Origin of the sequence: Polynucleobacter nymphae (genome assembly GCF_018882155.1) — a bacterium.
In the GTDB taxonomy this organism is placed as follows: Bacteria; Pseudomonadota; Gammaproteobacteria; order Burkholderiales; family Burkholderiaceae; genus Polynucleobacter; species Polynucleobacter nymphae.
Genome location: NZ_JACVPA010000001.1, coordinates 600,015 through 619,017 on the forward strand (window position 1 = coordinate 600,015; position 19,003 = coordinate 619,017).

At 45.3% G+C, this 19,003-nt stretch carries 20 protein-coding genes; 6 read left to right on the plus strand and 14 right to left on the minus strand.

From position 1 onward, the window contains the following. Positions 1–52 precede the first annotated feature (52 nt). The 8 genes from ICN29_RS03120 to ICN29_RS03155 all read right to left on the minus strand — a co-directional run bounded on the left by ICN29_RS03120 (position 53) and on the right by ICN29_RS03155 (position 7,062). Positions 53–703, minus strand: a complete 651-nt coding sequence (locus tag ICN29_RS03120; protein ID WP_216129622.1) for a TorD/DmsD family molecular chaperone — start codon at positions 701–703, stop codon at positions 53–55. Next, positions 700–2,790 (minus strand): 4Fe-4S binding protein, encoded by a 2,091-nt coding sequence (locus ICN29_RS03125; protein WP_216129624.1) that lies wholly within the window; start codon positions 2,788–2,790, stop codon positions 700–702. Before ICN29_RS03125 ends, ICN29_RS03120 begins: the two co-directional genes overlap by 4 nt. A gap of 11 nt (positions 2,791–2,801) precedes the next feature. Beyond that, complete coding sequence (locus ICN29_RS03130; RefSeq protein WP_216129626.1) at positions 2,802–3,353, minus strand: DUF3306 domain-containing protein; 552 nt, start codon at positions 3,351–3,353, stop codon at positions 2,802–2,804. Then, positions 3,353–3,892, minus strand: a complete 540-nt coding sequence (locus ICN29_RS03135; RefSeq protein WP_216129628.1) for a DUF3305 domain-containing protein — start codon at positions 3,890–3,892, stop codon at positions 3,353–3,355. Before ICN29_RS03135 ends, ICN29_RS03130 begins: the two co-directional genes overlap by 1 nt. A gap of 14 nt (positions 3,893–3,906) precedes the next feature. Further along, positions 3,907–4,995: an iron-sulfur cluster carrier protein ApbC gene (apbC, locus tag ICN29_RS03140; protein WP_216129630.1), complete on the minus strand. Its 1,089-nt coding sequence runs from the start codon at positions 4,993–4,995 to the stop codon at positions 3,907–3,909. 134 nt (positions 4,996–5,129) lie between these two features. Further along, the gene (locus tag ICN29_RS03145; protein WP_216129632.1) at positions 5,130–6,140 is read right to left on the minus strand and encodes an inorganic phosphate transporter; all 1,011 of its coding nucleotides are present in this window, start codon (positions 6,138–6,140) and stop codon (positions 5,130–5,132) included. A gap of 11 nt (positions 6,141–6,151) precedes the next feature. Then, the gene (locus tag ICN29_RS03150) at positions 6,152–6,799 is read right to left on the minus strand and encodes a DUF47 domain-containing protein (RefSeq protein WP_216129634.1); all 648 of its coding nucleotides are present in this window, start codon (positions 6,797–6,799) and stop codon (positions 6,152–6,154) included. 68 nt (positions 6,800–6,867) lie between these two features. Then, positions 6,868–7,062 carry a heavy-metal-associated domain-containing protein gene (locus tag ICN29_RS03155; RefSeq protein WP_255538045.1) on the minus strand — a complete coding sequence of 65 codons (195 nt, stop codon included), beginning with the start codon at positions 7,060–7,062 and terminating at the stop codon, positions 6,868–6,870. Between the two features lie 51 nt (positions 7,063–7,113). On the opposite strand from ICN29_RS03155, the gene ICN29_RS03160 reads away from it, so the two are divergent. Continuing rightward, entirely contained in the window at positions 7,114–9,387 is a 2,274-nt protein-coding gene (locus ICN29_RS03160) for a heavy metal translocating P-type ATPase (RefSeq protein ID WP_216129636.1), read from the plus strand. Positions 9,388–9,394: 7 nt separating this feature from the next. On the opposite strand, the gene ICN29_RS03165 is transcribed toward ICN29_RS03160, so the two are convergent. Continuing rightward, positions 9,395–10,249, minus strand: a complete 855-nt coding sequence (locus tag ICN29_RS03165; RefSeq protein ID WP_255538046.1) for a DUF3047 domain-containing protein — start codon at positions 10,247–10,249, stop codon at positions 9,395–9,397. On the opposite strand from ICN29_RS03165, the gene ICN29_RS03170 reads away from it, so the two are divergent. From ICN29_RS03170 to ICN29_RS03190, 5 genes are read left to right on the plus strand one after another with little or no spacing between them, the layout of a single operon-like run. Next, a complete protein-coding gene (locus ICN29_RS03170) occupies positions 10,241–11,737 on the plus strand; it encodes an ArnT family glycosyltransferase (protein WP_216129638.1) in 1,497 nt (498 codons plus the stop codon). The genes ICN29_RS03165 and ICN29_RS03170 overlap by 9 nt on opposite strands. Positions 11,738–11,786: 49 nt before the next feature. Next, a complete protein-coding gene (locus tag ICN29_RS03175) occupies positions 11,787–12,830 on the plus strand; it encodes a lysylphosphatidylglycerol synthase transmembrane domain-containing protein (protein WP_216129640.1) in 1,044 nt (347 codons plus the stop codon). 18 nt (positions 12,831–12,848) lie between these two features. Next, positions 12,849–14,108, plus strand: a complete 1,260-nt coding sequence (locus ICN29_RS03180) for a glycosyltransferase family 9 protein (protein ID WP_216129642.1) — start codon at positions 12,849–12,851, stop codon at positions 14,106–14,108. 5 nt (positions 14,109–14,113) lie between these two features. Continuing rightward, complete coding sequence (locus ICN29_RS03185) at positions 14,114–14,899, plus strand: phosphatase PAP2 family protein (protein WP_216129644.1); 786 nt, start codon at positions 14,114–14,116, stop codon at positions 14,897–14,899. A gap of 12 nt (positions 14,900–14,911) precedes the next feature. After that, positions 14,912–15,781 (plus strand): 23S rRNA (adenine(2030)-N(6))-methyltransferase RlmJ, encoded by an 870-nt coding sequence (locus tag ICN29_RS03190; RefSeq protein WP_216129646.1) that lies wholly within the window; start codon positions 14,912–14,914, stop codon positions 15,779–15,781. Positions 15,782–15,802: 21 nt separating this feature from the next. Here the strand turns inward: ICN29_RS03190 and ICN29_RS03195 are convergent, their stop codons facing one another. From ICN29_RS03195 to queE, 5 genes are all read right to left on the minus strand, one after another. Beyond that, positions 15,803–16,369: an SOUL family heme-binding protein gene (locus ICN29_RS03195; protein ID WP_216129648.1), complete on the minus strand. Its 567-nt coding sequence runs from the start codon at positions 16,367–16,369 to the stop codon at positions 15,803–15,805. Between the two features lie 69 nt (positions 16,370–16,438). Beyond that, positions 16,439–17,383, minus strand: a complete 945-nt coding sequence (locus ICN29_RS03200) for an LD-carboxypeptidase (RefSeq protein ID WP_216129650.1) — start codon at positions 17,381–17,383, stop codon at positions 16,439–16,441. Continuing rightward, entirely contained in the window at positions 17,380–17,838 is a 459-nt protein-coding gene (gene tadA / locus ICN29_RS03205) for a tRNA adenosine(34) deaminase TadA (protein ID WP_216129652.1), read from the minus strand. The genes ICN29_RS03200 and tadA overlap by 4 nt, the downstream gene beginning before the upstream one ends. Continuing rightward, positions 17,838–18,302 (minus strand): 6-carboxytetrahydropterin synthase QueD, encoded by a 465-nt coding sequence (gene queD, locus ICN29_RS03210; protein ID WP_216129655.1) that lies wholly within the window; start codon positions 18,300–18,302, stop codon positions 17,838–17,840. Before queD ends, tadA begins: the two co-directional genes overlap by 1 nt. 36 nt (positions 18,303–18,338) lie before the next feature. After that, positions 18,339–18,992 carry a 7-carboxy-7-deazaguanine synthase gene (gene queE, locus ICN29_RS03215; protein ID WP_216129657.1) on the minus strand — a complete coding sequence of 218 codons (654 nt, stop codon included), beginning with the start codon at positions 18,990–18,992 and terminating at the stop codon, positions 18,339–18,341. Between the last annotated feature and the right edge of the window lie 11 nt (positions 18,993–19,003).

Here is a 19,003-nt window from a genome sequence, read left to right on the forward strand (position 1 = left end):
ATATTTATATGGCTAGTAAAAATAAGGGAAATCCCTTATATGCGCTGCAACATTAAATCATGTCAAAACCTTGCCCTTCGATGGCCAGAAATTCTCGGGTCAGCGCAGCAACTGGGTGGTAGAGATGCATCTCGGGAATACCTTCAATGGCGTCACATAAATCGTCGTACCAGGGACGAATATGGGCATTGAAAAAAACCCTTTGATTTGTAAGGTTTGATATCTCGACATCGTCGCCGGCAATCAGGTAACGCATCACCTCGCAAAGCGCTGAAAGATGGTCCTCAGTCTCAGTGATTTCCTCGGCAGACTCAAGACCAAACTCCTCAAGAGCCTTGCGAATATTGACTAGTGGCTTCTCGTTGAGGTGCCCAGCCATATAGTAGGAAGCGTTCAGAACCACATTAGGCTTACCAACACTAATGAAATTGAGGTCAAACTCTTCCTGCCAAGCCTTAGCAGGCTTATTTTTAGCTACCTCAACCACCTCCATCCACGCCTTCGCTAATGGTGCTTGATCAGCAGCATCCTGTTGACCAGCTGTAGCAGCAATTTGATCTAAAAGCGCTTGATCTGGCGGCAAATGAAACAATCTGGCGATTAAGCCATAGAGATCTGCTCTAGCTAAATCCTCTGGCAAGCCTATATCCCCTACTTCAGTAGGCTGACCATCATTTGCCACTGCTTTCTCAATTTCGCTCATGTTTCTTTCTTCACCATATCTACCACTCGACAATCGCTACACATCTTGAGCCTATCCATTGCAGCACCTGCAAAGGCGCCATGAGCGCCCAGCTTGCTCAACATAAGATCCACCATCTTTAAGGTTCCAAAAGGTTTGCCGCAACTAATGCAATTAAAAGCCTGGGTCTCATTTAAGGTTGTTCTTTGTTTGCGCTGCTCAACGGTCTGTAAGCGAGGATTCAGAGTCAAGGCATGCTCGGGACAAGTCTGAACACAAATGCCACATTGAACACACTGCTTTTCGATAAAGGAGAGAATCGGCTCATCTGGGTTATCTAAGAGAGCGCCCTCAGGACAGCTACTTACACAAGACATACACAAGGTACAAGCATCTTTGTTAATCAGTAGGCCACCCAATAAAGATGAATTAGGAAGGGCGGCACCCGCCTCTGGCAATGGAGTCTTGGCTTGTTTTTGCAAATGTTCTAAGACCGCCTCCAGGGTTTCGCGTTTCTGGGTAGATAAACCAAAACTGGCGGGGGTGCAAATGGGACTTAGAGCACCACGCTGGCGCAATGCACTCATCGCCTTAGAGACTATTTGTAAATCATCGGTTGATTGAGCCATGATTAAATGAATTCGCTCGTCAAAGCCGTAAGCCTTCAAGATGGCGTTAGCAAGGCTGGCCTGTTCTTCAAGTGTTGCCCGATAAGCCGGATCCTCATCACCACTTAATAGTAAGACTACTTCTGCAAAGCCATAAGTGAGAGCGCCAAGCCATAAATCCAAACCAGTAGACGCAATATGCTCAATGCCATATGGAATAACAAATGAAGGCAAGCCTTCAAACTGTTTAGGTAGCACATGTGCAGAGCGGCCCAAACCATCAATCATTTGGGTGCCCACTTTTAAAGTATGCAAGAGTAGACTTGGCGCTGCAGCTTGACTGATTTTTTTAGCCTCTGCAGTAAAGACCGTAGCAATAGTCTTTAACTCTTTGCCTTGATGGGGAACGCTAGGGTAGTTGTAGCGCATTGCACCCGATGGACAGGCTGTAGAGCATGCTCCACAACCCATACAGAGATTGGGATTAACCTCAACACTACCTTGACCATTTTTGAATATAGAGCCAATGGCACCAGTCGAGCAGACATCGATACAAGCATTGCACCCTACTTTGCCGTTACGACCATGCGCACAAATTTTTTCGTTATAGACAAAATATTTGGGTTTCTCAAACTCACCCACCATCTCTAACAATTGATTTACCGCCAAGGCCTGATCTAGTGGATCTTTGCCGGGAGCAAAGTATCCTTGAGGGGTTTGACTCATCCGCATTTTAGAATCAGCACGCAGATCCAAAATCAAATCAAATTCTGCATTACGCTCGCGGTCCTTGCGATCAAAAGAGATTGCCCCAATACTTGCGCACGCAGTGACACAATCACGATGTGATTTGCACTTACTCATGTCAATCTGAAATGAGAGATCAATCGCATTCTCTGGGCAAACTTCAACACAAGCGCCACAACGAGTACACATTTCCGGGTCAATTGGATTTTGCAAATCCCAGTCAACTGTGAACTTGCCAAGATAGCCATCTAGCTTAGTTACTGCGCCGGTATAGATGGGATAATTACGTGCCAGGGGTAAATCTCCAGGCTCAGTACACAAGACAGATACATCTAAAGAGGCGCCGAGTTTTTCTGCCCAAGGCAATGCTAAAGATCCCGGACCAATAATGAAGAGTCTGCCTTGGCTTTCATAATTCACAACTGGGACGGGCTCAGCTTCTGGCATATCAGCTAAAGCAAGCAAAGCAGCAATTTTTGGTCCTGATGCTTTAGCTTCTTGTGTCCAGCCCGCTACTTCACGAATATTGACAAAACGGAGGGGCGCCACCAAAGGCTTTTCTGACTGCTCTGCTAACTCTCTAAATAGAGCGCCCTCTTGGGTACAAGCGACTACTAATGAATCGGATCCATCTAAGGCCTTTAAAAAAGAGCTGACCTCTTGCCTACACAAGGAGCGATGCACTGGAACGCCAAGGGCCTTTGCATCCAAAGGCATGGTGCCGTTACAGTTACAAACTAGTTTTTGACTCATGCACTATCTTCTTAGGTTTTTTTCTGGGTGGGCTCTATTGGCACTTCATCCAAGTTAGCAACTTTTGTCTGCGCCGTGGGATCCGTGGATGTTAAATCAGTTTCACCCTGAGCCTCTAAAAGGTTCTCACTTGATTGGGATGACACCACTTGCTCCTTCGACTGCTTTTCCCCCTCCACTGGGGCATCATCAGTCTTGCTGAACAGTCCTAGCATATCACTCTGCACCATTCTTTCAAGCATGCCCGGCGGCAAAGGATCAGGCTTGGAATAGTCATCTATATAGATATCTAAACCATCCATCACATTGAAATGGGGATCAGTAAACATCTTTTTGAGCGCGGCCTGCCGAACGGTAGGATCAACATCTGGCTTCATGAAGGAAGAGAAGTCAGGATCAAAACGATCGATCTTCTCGACGTCGTCCAATGAGGCTGGTAGCGGAGCCTGAGTTTCTGGTGTGATAGGCGCGGGGGTCTGGGCAGCCTCTTTAGGCTGCTCTTCTGGATCCTCTAGTTTTCCAGTTTTACGTTTAGACCAGCGACTTAAAAAACCGTCTGCCATCAGTCCTCCGCTGGGCGATTTGCCCCCTTAAATGATTCAGGACGATGCCGCTTTTTCGGCTCAGGCCGATAATTTTCATTCACATACTCTTGTAACCAAGTGGCATGCTCGTCACTCATAGGCACTGTGTCTACCGACTCTCCGCCATCAAGCAAGCGAGCGGCCTCGTTATAGCTCACGCAAATTCGATGTGGCACTGCCATCGTCGTTTCAGATTTTGCAAGCGTAAGAGATTGCTCGTCAATGTAACGCTCGATGTCCTCTTCTAATCTCCACATGACAAACCATGCGGGCGTTGTCGCAGAAACATTAAGATAGTAGCCTTCAGCCTCATCTGGAAACAGATTTAATTCAAAGCCAGTAAATAGCCAAGATTCTCCATCGGCATCACGCCCCAGAAACTGACCTGAGATCGTATTGCTTGCAAGGCTTTGAGGATTGAATTGTCCAAAATCAGGCAACACTTCCGCAGGCGCCCATCGATATGAAACCCATGGGTTATCTATATTTTGCTTACGCATTAATACTGCAAAGCGCATAAATACTCGAGGCCTTAGGTGTTTTGCACAACGATACTAGGAAATTTACTGCTCATATCTTTAGAGAGAGTGGCAACGCGGATCGCAACTTGTCTAGCAATGTTTTTATAGATTGCGCTAATAGCGCCGTCGGGGTCAGCTACTACAGTGGGGCGCCCTGCATCAGCCTGCTCCCGAATCGATAAATTGAGTGGTAAGGCACCTAAAAAATCCACGCTATATTCTTTGCACATTTTTTCACCGCCCCCACTACCAAAGATATGCTCTTCATGGCCACACTTTGTGCAAACATAAGTACTCATGTTTTCAATAATGCCGACAATTGGAACGCCAACCTTCTCGAACATCTTTAAACCCTTGCGTGCGTCTAATAAGGCAATATCTTGCGGAGTAGTGACGATCACCGCTCCAGTCACGGGAACTTTTTGCGACAAGGTCAGCTGAATATCACCAGTACCTGGCGGCATGTCCACAATTAAGTAATCTAAATCACGCCAACGGGTTTGGCGTAACAGTTGCTCTAAAGCAGAAGTGACCATCGGACCGCGCCATACCATTGGTGCATCTTCTTCAATCAAAAATCCGATAGAACTTGCTTGCAAACCATGGCCTTCCATTGGCTCTATCGTATTTTCTTCGATGGATTCTGGTCTACCTGTAATGCCAAGCATCATTGGCTGGCTTGGGCCATAAATGTCAGCGTCCAAGATTCCGACTTGCGCACCTTCGGCCGCAAGAGCCAAAGCCAAATTCACGGCAGTCGTTGATTTACCAACCCCACCCTTGCCACTAGCAATCGCAATAATATTTTTTACGCTAGGCAATAATTTAACGCCGCGCTGAACAGCATGCGCAACAATTTGACTACTGACATTCACGCTCACATTTTTTACGCCAGGCAATTCGCGCACAGCATTAATGACCAATTTACGAATGGAATCAAATTGGCTTTTGGCTGGGTAACCTAAAACAATATCGAGCGAGACATCGCCAGCTTCAACACGTAAATTTTTGAGGTTTTTAGCTGTTACAAAGTCAATCTTTGTATTTGGATCAACCAAGCCCTTGAGGGCTCCTTGTACAGCTTCTACAGTAACTGACACTACTTTCTCCTATGCGAAGTAATTCTGAATATGTTTCCAAAATTACTTTTATAAAATTTTAATGAATAGCGCTTAGATTAACCGCACCAGCGAAAAATTGCTTGAAGGGAGATGAATCGCTCTCGCTTTTGAATTTAGAAAATCAGCAAGCTCAGGTAATAAACAATCATGGACATCAAAGCAGTGGCTGGAATGGTAAAAATCCAAGCCCAAACGATGTTTCCTGCCACTCCCCAACGCACTGCACTGGCCCTCTGTGTCGAGCCCACACCGACAATAGCCCCAGTAATTGTATGGGTAGTAGATACAGGAACACCTAAAGCAGTTGCCGCAAACAGAGTAATGGCTCCGCCAGTCTCAGCACAAAAACCACCTACTGGTTTGAGTTTAGTTATTTTCTGACCCATGGTTTTCACAATACGCCAACCACCAAACATGGTACCCATAGCGATTGCGATGTAACAACAAATAATCGTCCAAGATGGTGGCATTTTGGCGCTCGCCTCTGCATAACCAGTAATGATGAGCAAGAGCCAAATGATGCCAATGGTTTTTTGCGCATCATTACCACCGTGACCCAAACTGTATGCACCGGCTGAAACCAACTGTAGACGACGGAACCAGCGATCTGTTTTTGCTAAGTTAGCATTTTTGCAAACCCAAGCTACCAACAACATCATCAATGAGCCAAGCAGAAATCCAATCAGCGGGGCAATGAAAATAAAGGAAATTGTTTTGATAATTCCAGACCATACCAAACTGTCCATCCCAGCCTTAGGTAAAGCCGCACCCACTAAGCCTCCAATCAGCGCATGTGAAGAGCTTGATGGAATACCGTAATACCAAGTGAGCAAATTCCAGATAATCGCGCCCACTAGAGCACCAAAGATCACATGCAAATCCACTGCAGCAGGATGAACAATACCTTTACCTACTGTCGCTGCAACGCTGAGATGAAAAATGAAGATTGCTAAGAAATTGAAGAAGGCAGCAAATACAACTGCCTGCTGTGGTTTGAGGACACCAGTAGAAACAACCGTTGCGATGGAGTTAGCGGCATCATGAAAACCATTCATGAAATCAAATGCAAGCGCTAGCACTACCAAGAGGGCTACAACCCAAAAAGCTACTTCTGTCGCTGGCAACTTAATTCGCCTTAAGAGTTTTCAAGAACGATGCCTTCAACCAAATTGGCAACGTCCTCGCATTTATCAGTCACCTCTTCAAGCAACTCATAGATACGCTGGAGCTTAATTAGCTCACGGACCTCAATTTCTTCGCGGAATAATCGAGTGATTGCAGTAGACAAGAGGCGGTCAGCGCCAGACTCGAGATGATCGATCTCATCACAAGTCTTGAGGGCTGCTTTAGCGACTTCTGGATCGGAAATATCTTTCAAAGTAGCAACCGCATTTTTCATGCTGATACAGCACTGGTTACATAACTGCGCCATTTGCAATATCTCGGGAGTCATTTGCTTGACGTTATAAAGATGCATTGCTTCAGTACCGTTTTGCAGTAAATCAGCGACGTCATCCATTGTGTTAATGAGCGAGAAGATCTGATCGCGATCGATTGGGGTAATAAAAGTTCTATGTAAGCGGCGATGAACCTCTTTCACCACATCATCACAAGCATGTTCTGCCTGATCTACTTCTTGCGTATATTTAGTACGGAGAGCTTCGTCGTTATAGTGCTCAACGAACTTTAAGAAAGATTGGGAAGCTTCAACAATGCTGCTCGCATGCTCATTGAACAGTACGAAGAAATTACCATCGTGAGGCATTAACTTACTGAAGAACATAAATCACGATCCTTTAGAAACAAAAACTACGGGGGTTTTTTAGGCTTGCCGACATTCTAAACAAAAGCTTAATTAGCAACCGGAAAACCAGCATCTGTTATAAGCTGGCTAGCTTTGGCTTGGGATAAGGTGGTTTCTAGGGATACGATCTGAGTATCCAGATCTGCCTGGACTGTTGCACTGGGATCTTCTGATTGAATGGCTCTAGTCACAGCTTTAATACAGCCCCCACAGGTCATGCCCGATACTTTTAGACTCAACATATCAACCCTTTTGAAGTGACTTTGTTTGGTATGCAGTAGATTATCTTCTATATGAGCGCCACAAAAGAGATGAAATCTGAGTTATTTACCCTAGATATTGGTGGAATGACCTGTGCATCGTGTGTGAGCAGGGTTGAGAAGGCCCTTATCCGCATTCCGGGGGTGGAGGCTGCCAGCGTTAATTTAGCGACTGAACAAGCAAAAGTCCGTCTAAATGCGGATTCTGAGACCACGATTGATAGCGTTATCGCTTTGGTCCAAAAAACGGGCTATGAAGCCAAGCTCAGCACTCCCCATACAAATACCCAGCTCAATCCTTCGCACTCCTTTTGGGGTGCAGATGGCTTGGGAAGAGTCTTATTGGGATTTACGCTTTCCGCACCATTATTTTTACCCATGTTTCTGATGCCATTTGGCCTCCATTGGACACTCTCTCCAGAATGGCAATTGCTATTAGCAAGCCCAGTGCAATTCTTTTTAGGATGGCGCTTTTACAAAGCAGGTTTTAAATCACTGATGTCTGGCACTGGGAATATGGACTTGCTAGTCGCACTAGGTACAAGTGCCGCTTACGGCTTAAGTGTGTATCAAATGATGGTTTCACCCCATGAGACGCATGAGCTGTATTTTGAGGCCTCAGCTGTCATTATTTGTATGGTGCTCTTAGGTAAATGGTTAGAAGCTCGTGCAAAGCAACAAACCAGTGAAGCCATTCGAGCACTACAAAAACTTTGGCCAGAGCATGCCAAAGTACTCAACCCAAATATTGCTATTGGGGAAGGCGCTCCATTAGATCAATATCGCGACCTGCCGTTAGAGCAAGTATTTCCTAAAGACAGAGTATTGGTATTACCTGGGGAGCGCATTCCTGTCGATGGGCTGATTTTGCTTGGGACTAGCCATGTAGATGAATCCCTTCTTACTGGAGAAAGCGCCCCGGTTAAAAAATCCATTGATGCAAAAGTCATCGGGGGATCTCTCAACGGTGAAGGTGTTTTGGTGATTGCAGCACAAGCCGTTGGCATCGAAAGTGTTCTCTCTCAAATCATTTCTTTAGTAGAAGATGCACAAACTCAAAAAGCCCCGATCCAAAAATTAGTAGATCAAGTGAGTACAGTATTCGTACCTAGTGTGATTGTGATTGCCATCATCACTGGATTAGCCAATTGGCTTTATTTGGACTCTGCATCGATCGCAATACTCAGAGCAGTGTCTGTCATGGTGATTGCGTGCCCCTGTGCTCTTGGCTTAGCAACGCCTGCGGCCATCATGGCAGGAACTGGAATTGCGGCACGCTTTGGTATTCTCATTAAAGACCCACAGGTTCTTGAACTTGCACACCGGTTAAATATTGTTGCCTTTGATAAAACTGGGACGCTGACGCTTGGCAAACCGAGACTGCTCAATTTAATTTCATTTACGAGCTCGGTAAATGAAGATGTCATCCTAGCGAGTGCTGCTGGTTTGCAGTTAGGTAGCGAGCATCCTTTAGCCAAGGCTTTGCTAGATGCAGCCAAGCAAAAAGAGCTGAGCCCCATCCCGCCCTCTGAGAGTAAAGCCTTACCAGGTATTGGCATTAGCGGTAAGCCTAGCGCTGGGCCATGGATCGGCCAAAATCTCTGCTTGCAAAGCGTTGCATCGCTGAGCTCTAACATTCATTACGCAGACATCATTCAAAAGGCGCAAGTTTGTTTTGATGCAGGACAAACCGTTTCTGTTTTGATGAATGAATCCACAACATCACCGATTGCCATCATTGCTTTTGGTGATGAGCTGAAAAGTAATGCAAAGGCAGCGATCGCCTCTTTGCATCGACTGCACATTCGGACTGTCATGCTCTCGGGTGACAATACTGCGGCGGCAAATCGAGTAGGCGATCTCATTGGCATTGATGAAGTCTTTGCACAAATCATGCCAAACAATAAAGCGGACATGATTCGTAAGCTCCAATCGTCTCAAAAGGGTGGGGAACGACAGTGGGTTGCGATGGTAGGTGACGGGGTCAATGATGCCCCTGCTCTCGCTACAGCAGATGTTGGTATGGCCATGTCTACGGGCACTGATGTTGCAATGCAGGCTGCGGGCATTACCTTGATGCGTGGAGATCCCACTTTGGTTGCAGATGCCATTGATATCTCCAAAAAGACTTGGAGAAAAATTCAGCAAAACCTATTTTGGGCTTTTATCTTTAATTCCACCGGAATCCCATTAGCAGCTCTAGGCTATCTATCTCCGATGCTGGCAGGAAGCGCCATGGCGCTTTCGAGCTTTTGTGTCTTAAGTAACGCGCTCTTACTAAAACGCTGGCGCCCTTCTCAAAGCTAAGTTAACTTTATTTTGGATTCTTGCGCACTAGCTCGATATCGCCATAGATAGCACGCGTTTCTGATTTGGTATTGTCAGTATCAGTTAACAAAGCAATCCCAATCACTTCTCCAGGCGCTTCTCCATATGCCCTCTTGTAATCAGCAGCAAGATCACGTTGATGCTTGTGCCAAGTGCTTAAGTTCTCCCAACCAGAATCAACCACAATCATCTTGATGCGCGAGGTATGTGCATTACTAATAATCGTATCTACTGGCGATTTTCCAGACCAGATATACATGAGAGTGGCATAAGGCATTTCTTGACCACTAATGAGATTGGCCATCTCGAAGTTCATCTTCTCTTTTAATGGCAGTTTGGATTTATTACCATCGAACGCCACTAATATTCTGAGGGGTGCATCGTCGTGATAACGCTCGGCGTTATCAGCTTCAGGAATAGCACTCAAAGCCTTCCACTCCCACTGCAGCCATAAATTATTTGCTGGCCTTGGGCGTAACTTCACAGCCAGACCCGAGGCTGATGTTTTTGAATTAGCGCTCAGTACAGTTTTACCTTGGTAATTTTCAAGACGATAAAGCGTATTCTTCTTATAGGGTGCTATGCGATAGAAATTCCAACCATTAGGCATCCCATTTCGAGCAGTCTCGGCAGAAAACTTGGGGAGCTCTTCCTGCGCTGGCAAATTACTAGGATCAAAAGCTTGTCCTGACTCATCTTGAACTGACCCGCCGCCAAAACCAGCACAGCCAGCCAAGGCAATCAGCGTAGTGAGAATCAAGGGGTATAAAACATATTTCAACATATTGCTAATTGTCCCAAAGAATTGCTCGAGTGAGTCTAAAATCGGCTTATGCGCCATCAATCACCCTCAAGTTGGGCTGCAATCTGCGTTTGCATAGCAGCGCTAGTGCATTTTGCCCTGGGTTTTTCAGTTGAATTTTCGGTTGATGAAGCCCATTACGCACTATATGCCCAGCATTTAGCTTGGAGCTATTTTGATCACCCGCCATTGGTAGGTTGGATACAGTGGCCGCTGGTTACCCTCACCTCTTCGGAAGGTTTCATTCGTTTAGTTCCCGAACTACTTTGGGTCATCTCTTGTCTTTTGGTTTACCAACTGACGTTGGAGATTCATCACTTCATTCAGGGACGTAACTCAGGTTACCTTACCAGTGCACTACCTTCAGCTAATACCTGTGGACTGATGGCTGTTCTCACTATCATCGCAGCGCCAATGCCGCACGTACTTGCCATTGGTTTATTGCCAGATACTTTGCTGGCGCCATTAAGTCTTGGCCTGATGTTCATGGCACTTCGTTGGCTAATTCAAGACCGCTTCACAATTGGGGATTGGCTTTTAACTGGAGTTCTACTGGGATTGGCAGGCTTAAGTAAATACACTGCCATCTTTACTGCTTTTGCTTTACTACTTGTATTTATTAGCGCCCGCAGAAAACCATGGCTTGGAAAAATAGGTTTCTGGTTAGCAATCTTGCTCGCGTTAGTCTTGATAGGTCCAGTCCTCTACTGGAATTGGGCTAACGACTGGGTTTCCTTTAAGTACCAAATCGCCCATGGCAGTGGTGGTGAATGGTTATGGCGGAGATTCGGCGCTTTCCTTGGCATTCAAATTGTCGCGTTTGGCCCCTTACTTATTATGGGCAGCTATATCTTTCTTAAAGACTGCATGCATGCAACAAAGCTTTCTTTATTGTCCTTGCTTGGGTTCTTCTTCATTCCTTTTGTCATTTTTGCTAGTCTTTCTGGTGGCGGTAGCCTCCCTCACTGGACAACACCTGCTTGGTTTTGCTTGGCTCCATTTGCTGGCATTGGTTTAGCTAAAGCGTGGTCTGTTCAGCATAAAACTGTCATACGAATTCTATTTATCTTTCAAATTGCACTGTGCATTCTTGGCTTTGGATTTGTTTTATCTGGTGGCATTCCTTCTGCATCGATTAAATCAAATCCGATTGCTGATCTTTATGGCTGGAAAATTGCCGGGCAAAAAGCTGCCCAATTAAGTCAAGCTACTAAAGCAGATGGTATTGCTGTCCAAAACTGGACCCTAGGTAGCCGTGCTGCTTGGTATGCAAAACCGATTCCAGTGTTTATCTTGGATGAAAGAAAAGATCAATTTGACCTTTGGTTTGGACAGCTTCCATTAGGTGCAAATATTCTTCTGATGAATTGGTCTGGTATGAGCTTCTCACCCCCCGTTGGCAGCAAGTTAGCCTTCGAACGCTGTGAGCCCCTAGACAGCCTGGAAATCCAGCGCTTTGGCCAAGTCTTGTCTAAATTTGACTTTAGCCTCTGCAGTAACTGGCAAGGGCCTGCTTCAGCGAAGTAATTATCTTAAATTCAGGACCTTAGGTGCGCAAGGCATTATCCTTACGCCTATGAGTTCAATACCCCAATCCACCCCTAAAACCCCTTCTGGGTGGAAATCAATGCTGAAGCGCGCATGGCCCACCATCCGCATTTTGCTGTCGATTGCACTCCTATGGAAAGCAACCAGTGGAATTGACTGGCATACCCTACTCGACTCTGAAATCAAAATGGAGCCGGCCTGGTTAATTGCAGCAGCCCTGGCAATATGCTCTGCATTTATTTGTGGCGGTTTACGCTGGGGCTTCATCATGCGCAGTGCTGGCTTTCAGGGCAGTCTCAAAAGTTACGTTGCCCTTTATTTCGCAGGTGGGCTAATTAATCAAGGCCTGCCCAGCACATTGGGTGGTGATAGCTATCGCGCTATTACGGCAACTCACTTTACTGATAGCGATAAGCTTAGCAGCACAAAAGAATTAGATGAAGAACTACATCATGCAGTTGATCTGGGGCATGCAACACCAAAACTACGCCTTAGTTTTGCGATGACTTTAGTTGATAGACTGCTCGGCCTTGCTGGCAATAATTTATTAGGCGGTATTGGTTTAATCCTAGGCGGCGCTACTATTGCCACCTGGGGCCAAGATTTAGGTTACGCAGTAATGTGCATCATGATTCTTGCTGGGACAATCATCGCTTTGATCTTGGCATGGCCTAAAACAAGAGAGCTACTGCAAAAACTCTTAGACCGCCTACAAATGAATAATGCAATGCCAGGAATTCAACTGGCGTTTTCATGGCCGATGAATATCGCCCAGGCCTTATTTGGGGTTGCTATACATAGCTGCATCATTTTGGCATTTAGCTTTTGCCTGAGAGCCTACGGTGCCGAAGCGCCAATATCGAGTTTGATGATTGGTTTACCAGCACTTAGTTTATTGCTCATGCTCCCGATTAGCATTTCAGGCTGGGGATTGCGCGAAGCTACCCTGTCCTCCGTATTGGCATTGTGGGGAGTTAATCCCTCTTTAACTGTATTAGCATCTATCAGCTACGGTGCGATCACTGTCTTATCAGTATTACCCGGTGCATACTTTTTACTAAAACGAAAATAATTCTTTCAGAGAAAAACGATGACTATTAGCGTCAATACCATGCGTGCCATCGATCATTGGGTCGGTGTACCACTCTGCGCAATTGCTAGCCCATTGGTAGCGCTGATGGATGGCGTGAAAAATATCTTTCATCGTGGACCAGAAGTCCCCAAGAAATTACTCTTTATTGAGCTCTCAGAAATGGGTAGTGCGATTTTGGTTGATCCTGCTATGCGTAATGCACAAGCTCGTGGCGCTGAACTATTCTTCTTGATCTTTAAGAGTAATCGCGCGAGTCTAACTTTACTGAATACCGTCAAGCCAGAAAATATTTTTACAATTGATTCCTCTAGCTTAGGTGGCTTAATTAAAGATACCTTGCGATTTTTACTCATCGCCCGTCGTCATCGTATTGACACTGTGATTGATCTGGAGCTCTTTTCACGTTTCACCGCCTTGTTAACTGGCTTATGTGGCGCCCGGCGTCGTGTGGGTTATCACATCTTTCATGGTGAAGGCTTATGGCGTGGATTTATGCTTACCCGCAAAGTCCACTACAACCCCCATATACACATTACCAAGAATTTTCTTTCTTTGATTCATGCGGCTTTTGCTAAACAGATTGAAGTGCCATTCAGCAAAATTCAGATTCCAGATTCTGAAGTACGTCTAGAACAAGCTGTCATCGATCCGCTAGCGCTTGAAAAAGTTCGTGAGCGAATTGAAAAGTTAGCAAAAGAAGCTGGTATTAGTTATGTCTATGGTAAGAACCGCTTAATTTTAATTAACCCAAATGCAAGTGACTTATTACCGCAACGTCGTTGGGCTCAACAACGTTTTTCTGAATTAATTCAAGGGGTGCATCAGCAATACCCAAGTGATCTTATTTTAATTACTGGCTCTCCTGCTGAATTTGCCTATGTAGAAAAAGTTCGCGTAGTCGCTAATATCCAGAATGCCTTGAACTTTGCGGGTCAAGTCAGCTTTGCGGAACTACCGCCGCTCTACACCCTCTCAGATGTGATGGTGACCAATGACTCTGGTCCAGGTCACTTTTCTGCCGTAACACCATTAAGAACAGTGGTCCTCTTTGGACCAGAAACGCCAGCCCTCTATGGCTCCATAGGAAACTCGATTGCGATCACTGCTAACTTAGCGTGCTCTCCATGTGTGAGCGCTGCCAATCATCGTAAAACACCATGTCAGGATAATGTTTGCATGCAAGCCATCACCGTAGCCCAAGTCTTAGACAAAGTTGACATCCAATTGCAAGGTGCGGACCAGGTTAAGGGTCGTTAATTGAAATGAGTAACAAAGTAATTCCGACATTAGTCTGGTTTGTTCCACTAGCCCCACTTGCTATCGCATTTGCAATCTATTCTGGTGAATTTCAAAGTAGTAGCTTTTTATTTATCAATCAATTAGCACAATTGCTGCCAGATACACTGTGGGCGTGGCTCACATTTGTAGGTAACGGATGGGGAGTCTTTGCCATTGCGTTTCCGCTTCTCTTGCTGGCACCCCGTGTATTGACTGCCGGGATTATTGCAGGTGCTATCTCAGCAATCGTAAGTACTTCCTTAAAAAACTATTTTGATCTCCCAAGGCCAGCTGGAGTGCTAGAGGCTGGTAGCTTTTATCGCTTGGGTGAACCGCTACTTCAAAAATCGTTCCCGTCTGGGCATACCTTAACGGCTTTTGCTGTAGCAACAGCCTTATATTTTTCTTGCGATAAAGATAAACGTAAGCCAATGTTGCTTCTGTTTGTTGTTGCAGCCTTAGTTGGTTTGTCGCGCAGCGCTGTTGGAGCACACTGGCTAACGGATGTATTCGGTGGTGCAGGATTTGGAATATGGTGTGGAATATTGGGAGCTCTATTAGCAAACTCTATTCCTGAAAGATATTTTGCCCTTAAGGGCGCCTGGTTACGTCTAGTAGCAATTGGCGGTGTGACTGCTATTTACGCTCATCTGACACAAATCATAGATCACGAGCTTAATCTGCCGCTTCAGTACGCATCTATAGCCATACTACTAATTACCTTGGCTTTTTTTATTAAAGCACAACTAACTCCATCGCTCACCAGATGAGAGTGATGCACCATGTTTAGTTATCGACACGCGTTTCATGCTGGCAGTCATGCCGACATTCTCAAGCATTTAACCCTGATTCATTTAGTTGAATATCTCCAGGAAAAGCCTGGCGCCCTGACGATCATCGACACCCATGCTGGAGCTGGTATCTATAGTCTGAAAGATGGCTTTGCTGCCGTGAGTAAAGAGGCTGAAGGCGGGATATTGAAACTACTCCAATTTATTGAGGCAGGCAATCCAACTGCACAGAGTGTTAAAAAATATTTAGAACTTATTCAAGCAGAAAACGTGGGGGCTGAACTTGCCAGCTATCCTGGCTCACCTTTTATTTTGGCTCGCTTACTCAGACCGCAGGATCGCCTCAAATTATTTGAACTACATCCCAAAGAGATTGATGTTCTGCGACACAATGTTAGCCAGTTAAAACAGGAAAAACAGATTGATGTTTATGCCGAAGATAGTTTTGCTAGGCTCAAAGGCTTACTGCCACCACCAAGTAGACGTGGTCTAGTGCTGATTGACCCTTCTTATGAGGATAAGCAAGACTACCGCTATCTTGAAGTAGCTCTAGAAGAAGCTTTGCAACGGTTTGCTACTGGCTGCTATGCGATTTGGTACCCCATGCTCTCTCGAAGAGAATCCGCAGCGCTACCAGATCGTTTGAAGAAAATTGTGGCAAGCCATCAACGTTCATGGCTACATACAGAATTAAGGGTTGAGAATGCGCCTGGTGAGCGTCGCCTTCAGGCTAGCGGTATGTTCATCATTAATCCGCCATGGACTCTAGAAAAACATTTGGCAGAGGCTTTGCCTGCTCTTACTAAAGCATTAGGTATCAATGGTGGCGCTCAATTTTTGCTGAAAAGTTTTGAAGCTTAAGTAATTTATTTAAAGCTATTTTTAGTCACGAATATCAATCATGATTTCATTACGACGCATAAAAGGTAAAGTCCAAGGAGGGTTATAGCGTGCAAACTTCGGTGCACTAGCTGCCTGAAGATTTTTTGCCTTCATCCACTCCTCTAGCTCTAGAGTTCTTTCGGAAACCTTGTTCTCATTGTAAAAACCAGTAAAGCCAATCACTGCTCGCTTTACCGCTGGAATCTGCCGAAGCTGTACTTTAGGATTTAGGGGTTTTGGCAAGCTTTCCATAGTGTATTCAGAAGGCATCACAAAGGAAATAATCCATTGACCAGCGTTTGATTCAATAGTGACTGGAGAAGTCATGGCAATCTTTGCGCTTTTGGGCGCCTGCCCTTCAATTACCACTGGTGAAGTCATGGCAATTTTTTCGCTCACTTGGTTCTGCCCAAAGATATAGGCGGCAATTAGTCGAAAACCCTGGCTCGAGGCCTCATCCAAATTACCTTCCACTTTCACCTCAGCCAAAATCATGGGCGCATAGAATCTGAGTTCAAAAGGAGGTGTTTTTTCAAGAATAGAAAATTGAGGTTCTTCAGTGGCCATTACCGCCCCCGTAAAAGTCAGTGCAATAACAGCCAGAATAATTCTGATTAGAAGCTGCTGTAAACACATCTACCAATTCACCTTGAGAGTAAAGCCTGCTGCGCTGTAATCTACACTAGCTTGAGCGCCCATAGGTAGCGTTAGTTTATTAGCTTGATGACCAAATGGCAGATCCGTCAAAACAGGAATCGTATCTGGCAATCGTAGACGGATTGCCTCAATAGCTCGCTCCAATGTATAACCTTTGTCGTTATCGTATAGGCGATAGGCAGAAAAACCCCCTAGTAGGATTGCAGACTGGTGATTCAGAATATTTGCATCTAGTAATTGCATGAGCATACGTTCTAAGCGATAAGGATGCTCATTCACATCTTCTAAAAATAAGATGCCATTTTGAGTTTGTTGTGGGGATGGTAAATATGGGGTCCCCACCAAGCCTGCTAGGACTGTTAAGTTACCGCCCCACAAGATTCCCTTCACTTCGCCACCCTTTGCCTTAGCCAAAAAGGATTGCGGTGCCGATACACTGCAATCGAGTTTTCGCTCTTCAATAGCAGCTTGAAAATGTTTCCACATAAATGCATCGGGAGCAATTGCTTTACCGCTTTCATCGAGCTTGCCAAAATCATAGTTCAGCATTGGTCCAGATAAAGTGATCGCACCTGTCTTAGCTAATAAGCCTAACTGAAATACCGTGAAATCACTGTGGCCAGAAATTTGCAAACCATTGCTAATAGCCTTGGCAATACCAACCCAATCGATATTTGGTAATAGGCGATGAATGCCATAACCACCTCGCATAGCCATCACAACAGTCTGAGGATCTAGGGTAGCAAGCTGATTTAACTCATTTAAACGCGTTTCATCTTTTCCAGAAAAGCGCTCATGAACACGCTGCACACATTCTGCATTCTGAATTGCAATACCTTGGCTCTTTAGCCATTCAATGCCAGCTAAAGGACTTTTATCATCTAAGCTCGCTCCAGAAGGAGCAATCAAATGAATAGATTTCAACGTCGCTCCTTAAAGAAATCACGCAACAATTGACCACACTCTTGTGCCATCATGCCACCTTCAATAACAGTCTGATGATTGATTTGTTTTGATGAGAATACATCTAAAACGCTACCAGCGGCACCTGTTTTTGGATCTGCAGCCCCATACACAATACGGTCAACCCTAGCATGCAACATTGCACCAGCGCACATAATGCAGGGCTCTAAAGTAACGTACAGGGTAGCGCCTGGTAAACGATAATTTTCAGCAGATAGAGCAGCATGTCTTAATGCCAGCATTTCCGCATGGGCACTAGGATCATGATTGCTTATAGGCTGATTAAAAGCTTTAGAGATCACTTCGCCATTACGCACTATGACTGCCCCGACAGGAACCTCACCTGCAAGAGCAGCGAGCCCAGCTTGCTCTAAAGCCTGCTCCATGAACTCGCGATCTAGCTCTGCCTGCTTCATTAGGAATGGTGTACGTCAGCCCAGCAATTGGGTGTCTCATACAAACGAAGCGTTGAAAGCTCCAGGCGACCGCCAAAGGATTTATTAAATACCGGCTGCAAAATAGCAAAAGCAGCATGAGCCAAATTCTCAACAGTAGGCACATGCTCCATCACCACTGTTTTATGATTTGGCAGTGTGGCTAGGAAAGTAACCAGGCCTTCATCCTCTTTGGCCACCAAGAATGCATGGTCCCAAAGATCAACCACATATTCATTTGTCAGGCGTTTGATATCCCCAAAGTCGAGCACCATACCATCATCAGCCTTACCTGGATTGTTTGCCACTTCACCAGTTAAAGTAACTTCAATGGCGTAACGATGCCCATGCAAATGTTTACATTGCCCATCATGATTGGGAATACGGTGTCCTGAATCAAATTCAAGGCGACGGGTAATGGAGATTGCAGCTTGTTTACTTGTCATTCAGATCTATCAATAGTAATACTGGAATTCTCCAGATTATCGAATACCTATCAGTTTATGGGATTGGAGACTCAATCTCCAAAGTGGGCGTTTCTGGCAAAGATTCACGGCTAATGCGGTATTCATTTTAAGATTTGGTCCATCCATTGGTTGCAAGAAGCGATTGCGATAATCCATCTTCTCAAAACGTGCTAATAACTTTTCCAAAGAGTCGTGTCCTTCTTGGGGTATTACTAACTTCAGCTCATTAGCTTGGAGAACAATCAAATCAGAGCCTGCTTTAGGGCTGACACAAACCCAATCGACGCCTTTTGGAACCTTGATAGTGCCATTTGTTTCAATTGCAAGCTCGAAACCTTTTTGATGCAGCTTGGTAATTAGCTGTTCATCTAATTGTAAAAGCGGCTCGCCACCAGTAAAGACTACATAGCGCTGTTGAGGTCCTGCTGAAGTACTTCTCCATGAAGACTCGATTACATTCGCCAAGTCTTGAGCAGTTTCAAACTTACCGCCACCATCGCCATCGCTACCTACAAAATCGGTATCGCAAAATTTACAGACTGCAGTTGCTCGATCTTCCTCGCGGCCACTCCATAAATTACAACCAGCAAAACGGCAAAACACTGCAGCGCGTCCAGCATGGGCACCTTCGCCTTGCAGTGTTGGAAAGAGTTCTTTAACGGTATACATAACAGTGCGCC